The following is a 2,296-nucleotide window of genomic DNA, read 5'->3' as shown; positions in this document are numbered from 1 at the left end:
AGGCCGTCGCCGGTGGCGCAGCCGGCCGACAGCGGCGCGTGCCGGTGCGGGCAGCGGTCTTCCAGCGCCAGCAGGCCGCCATCGGCGCAACGCGCGATCGCCGCATGCCGGTCCATCACCGACACCGCCAGCGGCTGGCGCCGCAACGCCGTGGCGGGGGCGACGGCGAACCACTGCCGGTACAGGGACGGATGCCAGGCGCTCATGCCGCCGGCGCCACGCGCGTGGTGTGCCGCGCGCCGCGCGCGTTCATGTGATGGTGGTGCCGGCGACCCGGTTGCGGCCGGCGCGCTTGGCCGCGTACAGCGCCTGGTCGGCGGCCAGCACCAGGGTCTGCCAGGACGCCTGCGCCCCGGGCGACGACAGGCAGTAGCCGATGCTCACCGTGCACACCAGCGGCGCCTCCGGCGCGGCATCGATCTGTTGCTGCTCGATGCGCCGCCGCAGGCGTTCGGCGAGATCGCGCACCGACGCCTCGTCGCCCTGCGGAATCAGCACCATGAACTCCTCGCCGCCGATGCGCGCCAGCAGGTCCGGCATGCGGATGTGCTGCGTCAGGGTCTGCGCGATGGCGACCAGCACCTGGTCGCCGACCGCATGGCCGAAGCGGTCGTTGATCGCCTTGAAATGGTCCACGTCGATCATCAGCACCGCGATCGACGCCCGCTTGCGTGCGGCATCGAGGGTCGCCGCCTCGCCGCGCTCCCACATCACCCGGCGGTTGGTCACCCCGGTGAGCGGATCCTGCGAGGCGTGCCGCCGCAGTTCCGCGTTCATTTCGCGGGTCAGCATCCACAGGAAGCCGGGGGTGATGCTGGCGGTCAGCACGATGCGCGAGAGCAGGCCGAAGTTGGTGGTCGGGTCGTAGCTGGTATCGACGTCGGGATGGAAGGCCCACCAGACCACCCGCAGCCCGACCATGCCGGCCCACAGGAAATGGAAGACGGCCGTGAAGCGCGCCGGCGTGCGCACGGTGCTGTCGGCGTGTCGCCACAGCGCCACCGCGGTGGCCAGGGTCAGCATGCCGCGTACCAGGCCGCCGAAGATCACCATGATGCGGTGATCGAGGCCTGTGTAGTGCAGGCTGTAGAGTTCCAGCACGCAGAGCAGCGCGATCGGGACCAGCAATGTCCACTGCAGCAGTGGGCGTCGCAGGTAGGCGTTTACCGCCACCAGTGTCAGTGCGGTGGCCACGTCGAGGGTGACGTTGCCGGCGGGCGCGACCCAGACTTCCATGTAGTGCCAGGCCGGCGCCAGCAGGGTGCCGAAGCCCAGGGTGAACACGGCGTAGCTCAGCGTCAGCAGCAACAGGCTGCGGGCGTGCCGTTCCTTGCGGCCGGTGACGTACAGCGCCAGGAACATCGCCGAGGACACTGCCGCGAGCAATGCGTTGACGATCAGCAAGGTGCCGGCATGGGCCAGATGCGCAATCCATTCCACAGATGTTCCGGGCCGCAGCGGCGATGAGGTGTTGCAGATGCAGCAAAGTATATGCCAGTGCCAGTGTCGGGCAGCCGACGCGGCATGCGCGATCGACGCTGAAAACGATTACGGCCCGCCTTCGGGCGTGGCGCTGCCTGGCCTCATAGCCGGTACTGGCGCATCAGCGGGACACCGATGCGCCGGGTCAGGGCGCCGAGCGCGGCGATCGGCTGGCGTCGCCGCAGCGGCAGGTGGCGCGCATCGACCGCGCTGTACTCGATGACCGGCATGCCGCCGCGCTGGCGCTTGAAACTGGCCGCGCCGGCGCTCTGGTTGAGGCGCTGGCCATACCGTCGCGCATGGTCGATGCCGCAGGCGGTGAGGGTGCGGTACAGCGCCAGCCGCTGCGGCAGGTGCAGGTCGTAGCCGACGATCGGTGCGGTGACGGTGCCGCCGATGCCGAACAGGCCGGTGATGCAGACCAGTTGCCCGTCGCCGTCGCGGAAGCCGTCGAAGCGCAGCAGCCCGGCGCGGTGCCAGGCGCGCAGGAAGTCGGCGTGGTAGGACGGATTGCAGTGCGAATATTTCTCCAGATACAGCTGCGCATACAGCGCGGCGATGCGCGCATAGTCGGCCTCGCCGATGGCGTCGTTGCCGCAGCGCTGCAGGTCGCGGCGGTCGACCAGTTTGAGGTCGCGGGCCAGGTCGCGATGGCGCAGCAGTCGCGGCCAGTCTTCGTACAGGTAGACCTGGCGGCTGCCGATCAGGGTGAAGCCTTCGGCCTGCAGCGCGTGCAGCCACTGCGGCGTATCCACCGCGTTGAGCGAGCGGAACCACAGCGCGTGGTCGGGCCAGCGCGCGCGTGCGGCATCCA

At 69.9% G+C, this 2,296-nt stretch carries 2 protein-coding genes and 1 pseudogene; all 3 read right to left on the bottom strand.

The genetic code is table 11. The annotated features are described in order from the left end of the window. A partial coding sequence (locus D588_RS0115510; protein ID WP_026143764.1) for a Rieske 2Fe-2S domain-containing protein occupies positions 1–206 on the bottom strand: 206 nt, incomplete at its 3' end. A gap of 43 nt (positions 207–249) precedes the next feature. Continuing rightward, positions 250–1,440 (bottom strand): GGDEF domain-containing protein, encoded by a 1,191-nt coding sequence (locus D588_RS0115505; protein ID WP_017916636.1) that lies wholly within the window; start codon positions 1,438–1,440, stop codon positions 250–252. A 143-nt stretch (positions 1,441–1,583) separates the two neighbouring features. Further along, positions 1,584–2,296 (bottom strand): annotated as a pseudogene (locus tag D588_RS0115500) (hypothetical protein); the annotation flags it as partial.

This window comes from Xanthomonas sp. SHU 308 (assembly GCF_000364645.1).
In the GTDB taxonomy this organism is placed as follows: domain Bacteria; phylum Pseudomonadota; class Gammaproteobacteria; order Xanthomonadales; family Xanthomonadaceae; genus Xanthomonas_A; species Xanthomonas_A sontii.
This window is presented reverse-complemented; position numbering and strand designations above follow the sequence as displayed.